Source organism: Prosthecobacter sp. (assembly GCF_049294395.1).
Taxonomy (GTDB): Bacteria; Verrucomicrobiota; Verrucomicrobiia; order Verrucomicrobiales; family Verrucomicrobiaceae; genus Prosthecobacter.
Genome location: NZ_JBAQCR010000385.1, coordinates 1 through 5,429, shown reverse-complemented (window position 1 = coordinate 5,429; position 5,429 = coordinate 1). Strand labels below are relative to the sequence as shown.

Genomic DNA, 5,429 nt, shown 5'->3' with positions numbered 1-5,429 from the left:
GGCGCTCACATCCCAGCCGAAGCCGGCGCCGAGCGCCGCCAGGTCCAGATCTCCAGCAATGGCATTGCCGCTGGCATCCACAAAGGTCAGGCCACCCACGTCGAAATTCCCGCTGATCGCCGCACCGTTCCAGTCGATCAAATTGAAGACCTGGCCGACCACCACCGAGCCCAGGCTGGAATTCACCACCACCGATCCCTGTCCCCAGGCACCGCCGGCACGGTTGCCGATGCTCAGGGTGCCCGTGGCATCCGTGAGTTTGATGAAGTCGTGATTGCTGACGCTGCTGGTGCCGGTGTTCCAGATGGTGAGCGCACCCGACTCACTGCTGAACAGAGAGAGCGCACTGCTGTAGTCATGGCCATTGTAATGGAACAGTCCGTTCGAGAAGGAGATCACGTTGGAGGTCAGCGTGGGGCTGGAAATGCCGAGGCGGATCTGCGCTCCGTCATTCACGGTGAGGGCTGTATTCGCTGCGGTGAAGGTGAGCGTGTTGTTGCTGGTCACCGTCGTGCTTGTGGTGCCGCCCGTCGTCACATCTCCCGGCTGCAGCACCGATCCGGTATTCATCACCGTGGCGCCCTGCACGAAACCAGAGCCCGCGAGCGTGGCACCGCTGGCCACCTTTACCGCGCCGGTGCCCGAAGTGCCCGTGCCATTGGCACCCACCTGGAGCGTGCTGCCATTCACCTGGGTGACACCGGTGTAGGTGCTGGTACCAGACAGCACCACTGCACTGGGGCCGCTGCCCGCGATGGTCAGGCCGAGATTGTTGCCACCATCGCCAATGCTGCCGGAAAAGACGGTGTTGGCACCCGAGCTCTGAGTGAGGGTGCGGGTGCCTCCTGCCAGCGTCACATTCCCGGTGAACGTGAGCACCTTGTCGAAGCTGGCCGTGCCGCTGCTCACAAATGTGGTGTCCGCGTTGAACTGAATGTTGTTGCCGATGGTGATCGCATAGGAGGAGGTGGCGCGGATGGAGGAGCCGTTGAAAATCACCGTCCCCTGCCCAAACGGACCGCTCGAGGGCGCACCCGCCGGCCCCATGGAACTCGACTGCGGAATCACCAGCGCGACCTGCAGCATCGTGTCACCTGTGTACGTGTTCTGCTGTGTCGCCAGCACCAGGGTGCCTGTGCCATAATAACTGACCCCGGCGCTGCCTGTGACCACGGAACTGATGAAGGTGTTGCCCACGGAATTGATTGTGATCAAGCCTTCGCGGGCGCCAAAGTCGAGCGTGCCGCCATTGATTCCCACACCATTGCCCGAGGCGAACAAGATGGCTCCGCTGCTCACCGTCAGTTTCTGCCCGCTGGCAATCGTTGCGCTGGCACCGTCGAGAATGAGCGAATTGATCGCAGCCGTAGTACTGATGGGCGTGTCTGTGGTAAGGCGCGTGTTGTTCCCGGCCACGATCGCGTTCTGCGTGAACTCATCCGAGGGATTCAGCGGGCGCAGACCGGTCGTCGCATTGTAAGTCATGAAGGTGTTGGGCGTGGTGCTGGCAGTTCCCACACCGCCGCTTGTCACCGTGGCTGCACCGAGCAGATAGGGGACGATTTTGGTGTTCTGCGCCGCGGCATTGATCCCCGTCGCCAGCGCATCCGCACCGCCCACCAAGTCTGGAACGACCGTGAAAAAGACCCGCGCCACACTGGCCATGCTGAGTGAGTCCCTGCCGAGATTCACGCCATTGACCAGGAGAAGGCCGCCCTGCGCCGGGCGCGTGATCTGGTTGGCCGTCAGCGTCGCCGTATTGGTGCCGCCGAAGATCACGCTGAGTGTTTTCAATCCTGAGTTCAGGGTGAGATTATGAATGGTCTCGCTGGAGTTCGTGGCCGCTTGATCGGAGCCTTTGTCGATGAAAGAGCCGCCATTGAAGGCAAAGTCCGCCGAGTCCGCCAGGCGGTTGGCGTTGTTGTTGCTAGCACCGGTGTTGTCGATGGAGAAAGTCCCACCATTCAAGATGAAGCTGGTGGAGGCCAGGGAACCACTGGCACCATAGGTGGACACCGCAAAGCCCACCTGCAAGATGCCGGAATTGACGGTGGTGGAGCCGGTGTATGTATTGGCGCCAATGAGCACCTGAGTGCTGATGCCGCTCTTCACCAGAGACAATCCCCCCGCCCCGCTGGTGCCATCCTTCAGGATGCCGGCAAAGTAGGTGGTGTTGGCGGCGGGATCCGAGATTGTGAGCACGGAGGCTGCGGTGGTTGAGTTGTTGGCCACAAACAGGAACGCGCCAGTGGCATGATTGCCGGACGTGTCCAGGCCGCGCAGCGTGAGCACATGACCGTTGAGATCCAAGGTGCTCGCCTTGGTGGCGGCGGTGGCGATGACGGACAGGCGGCTCGCGGCATTGATCGCATTGTCCACGCCGACGATGAGGTAGGAACTGGTGAGTGAGCCGCTGCTGTACATCTGGGTGTCGCCCGTGTAGGTGTTCACGGCTTTCAGGATGGTGGTGGCGTTGTCCGCCCGGTTGAACAAAATCGTTGAGCTGCCGCTGATGACGCCGGACACGATCAGAGTGCCGCCGACGCCGCCGCCAATACGGGCGCCGCCGCCTGTAACGATGATGTTTCCAGCCCACTCTGCCGTGGCACCAGAGGCGGTTTGCAGTGCCCCATTGTTGTTTCCACCATTGTCCGTGATGGTGATGGTCTCACCCGTCACGACGACACCATTTGCCAGCACCACGCGAGCGCCAGCATTCACGGTCGTGCCGCCCGCCGTGCCGCCCAGCGCGGTGTTGCTGGCCACCACGAGCGCGGTATTCGCAGCCGAAAGAGTTGTGAACCCCGTGTAAGTGTTGGTACCAGAGAGAGTGAGACTGCCGCCACCGCTCAGCGCCAGATTCACCACCCCGAGACCATCCTGAATGACGCCGCTGTAGGTCGTGGTGCTGGTGGAGGACGCGGTGAGAGTTGCCCCCGTGCTACTGCTGTTGGTGATGTAACTGCTGCCGGTGCCAAAACCCGCACCAGTGCGCTGCAATGCGGCGATCGTTTGATTGAATCCGTTCAAGTCAAAGGTCGCGTCATCGTTCACTCCAGCCGAGCCCAGGGAGTCCACATCCAGCACCGTGGCCGTCGGCAGGGCATTGGTGGAGCCCAGCTTTAAAATGCCGCGAATGATCTGCGTGACTCCCGTGTAGGTGTTGCCCGTGCCGCTGATGAGCACCGTGCCGGTGCCAACCTCACCGGAGATGGCCAGATTATTTGACGCGCCATTTTGAATGCCACCGCTCACGGTCAGCACGCCGCCCGCCTGAGCGCCCAACCGCGTGCCGCCAGCCTCGATCGTCACCACACCGGCCCATTCCGCCTCACCACCGGCCACTGTTTGCAGGGCACCCATGCTGTTGGCACCGCTGCCGATGATGCCCACAGTCTCTCCTGTCACCTTGACGCCGTTGGCCAGCACCAGGGTACCGCCTGAGGCCACGCTCGTTCCGCCGACGGTGCCACCCAGCGCGGTATTGCTGCCCACCACGAGAAAACCGGCACTCACCGCGGTGAGCCCCGTGTAGCTGTTTGCGCCTGACAGAGTGAGAGTGCCTGTGCCCGTCTTGATCAAGGCACCGCCAGCGCCGCTGATGATGCCAGCAAACGCCGTGCTGGCATTGCTCCCGCCCAGAGTCAGCGTCGCACTGCCCAGCGTCACCTGCCCGCCTGTGCTGCCACCGCCAGCCAGCGAACCCACCGTTTGATTGAAACCGTTCAAGTCAAGCACGACGCCCGCTGCATCAGCCAGAGAGATGGCCGAATTCACACCAAACACGGAGCCCCCGCCCGCAGCTCCAGCCTGGAGCGTGCCGGCCAGAATGCTCGTCGCCCCGGTGTAGGTATTGGTGCCGGAAAGCGTCAGCACGCCTGCGCCTGTTTTCGTCAGGCCGAAGTTGTTTTCATTCGTACCCGTTCCCCCCAGCACTCCGGCAAAGATGTCCGACACATCAATGCTGAGCGTGAGCGTGGCGGCAGTGGCGTTGCCATTGACCACGCTGTTGCCGGTCCCCGTTCCTGACGTCAGCAGTCCGGCGAGCCGCTGGCTGTTTGAGTCGAGTTTCAGCACGCCGCTGTCATTGGTCGTGCCATCGCCGAGAGTGACCACTGTCCCCGTGGGCAGGCGGTCATTGCCAGCACTCAAGATGAGCTTTCCATTTTTGATGAAGGTGCCGCCGGTGTAGGTGCTGGCACCGGCCAGTGTCAGGGCACCCGTGCCCACTTTTGTCAGTCCGCCATCCACGGTGGCTCCCAGCGCCGTGTCATGCACCAGAGGTGCTGCGATGGTGACATTGAAGGCCTGTGTGTCGATCACCGCCCCACCCGCCTGCACATTGGCGGTGAATTGTGCGAGATTCGCCAGAAACGTGGTGCTGTCCTGCCGTGCCTGCAGCGTGCCGCCATTGAAGTTCAACGCTGCATCGATGCCTGCTGAAACCACGCTTCGAACGATGGTGCCCACGGACAAAGTGCCGCCGTCGAGATTGACGACCGATTCATAAACTCCAGCGGCCTGGGTGGAACTCCCGACATTGTTCTGCAGATCCAGCGTCGTCACTTCAAACGAGCCGCTGTTGATGTCGAGCGTTGACTGAGTATTGCCCGTGCCGCCGTAGAACAAGGCAAAGGTGGATGCGGCACCGGCGCCGGTGATCTTCCTGTAGGTGCCGCCGTCAATGCTCAGCAATCCCACGGCATTGGCACCGTTGACCATGCCGTCTGCCGCCGAACTCGTGCTTTCGAAAATGCCGCCGGTGATGGACATCGAGCCGTTGGCACCGTTCGCGATGAAGAGGGACCGGCCCAAGCTGCCGCCGCTCAGCACTGTGTGCCCCTGGGCGTCGGCGTAAACCAGCGTGCGCGATCCCGTTACATTGAGCCGCCAAGCCACCGGAGAGGACACATCACCGCCTGTGGGCGCAGGTGCTGTGCCACCCGTCCAGTTCGTGCCAACGGCAAAGTCCGAACTGGTCGTACCCGTCCAGGTGAAATCCGTCGCATGCAGAGGACCTGCCAGCAACACGGCCAGCAGACAGAGCGATAAATTACGGAGATCACGCTGACGAGCGCTGAGGGAAGGCGCTGAGTCGCTAATCATAAGGTTGGTTTTAGTTAAATAGAGCCCAGCCAAGTCCTGTCAACCTGCATGCCCTTCCGACAAAAATGCTTATGTTCGAGTCATTTCAGCATAGGCATGACAAGTCACCCGAATCTCCCGTTAAGCAGGTTTCTGATTATCCAGCTTATCTGGCACGCGCGATCCCGCCATGGGCGGGCTTCCCAAAAGCTCAGCCTGCTTTTCGGCGGAATCCGGCCAGTTCCTGTCATCTCCGAGACCCCAAGAAATCACTGGCCCCTGCGTGGAAGCAGCTTAGTCTCAGCCACCCCCAAATCATGCCCACCGAGTTCGATATTCAATAC

1 protein-coding gene is annotated in these 5,429 nt (G+C 61.4%); it reads right to left on the bottom strand.

Going from position 1 to position 5,429, the window contains the following annotated elements:
* Window positions 1-5,106, bottom strand: a 5,106-nt coding sequence (locus WAW39_RS25840) for a beta strand repeat-containing protein (RefSeq protein ID WP_422322043.1), incomplete at its 3' end; no start/stop codon positions are given.
* Window positions 5,107-5,429: the final 323 nt, after the last annotated feature.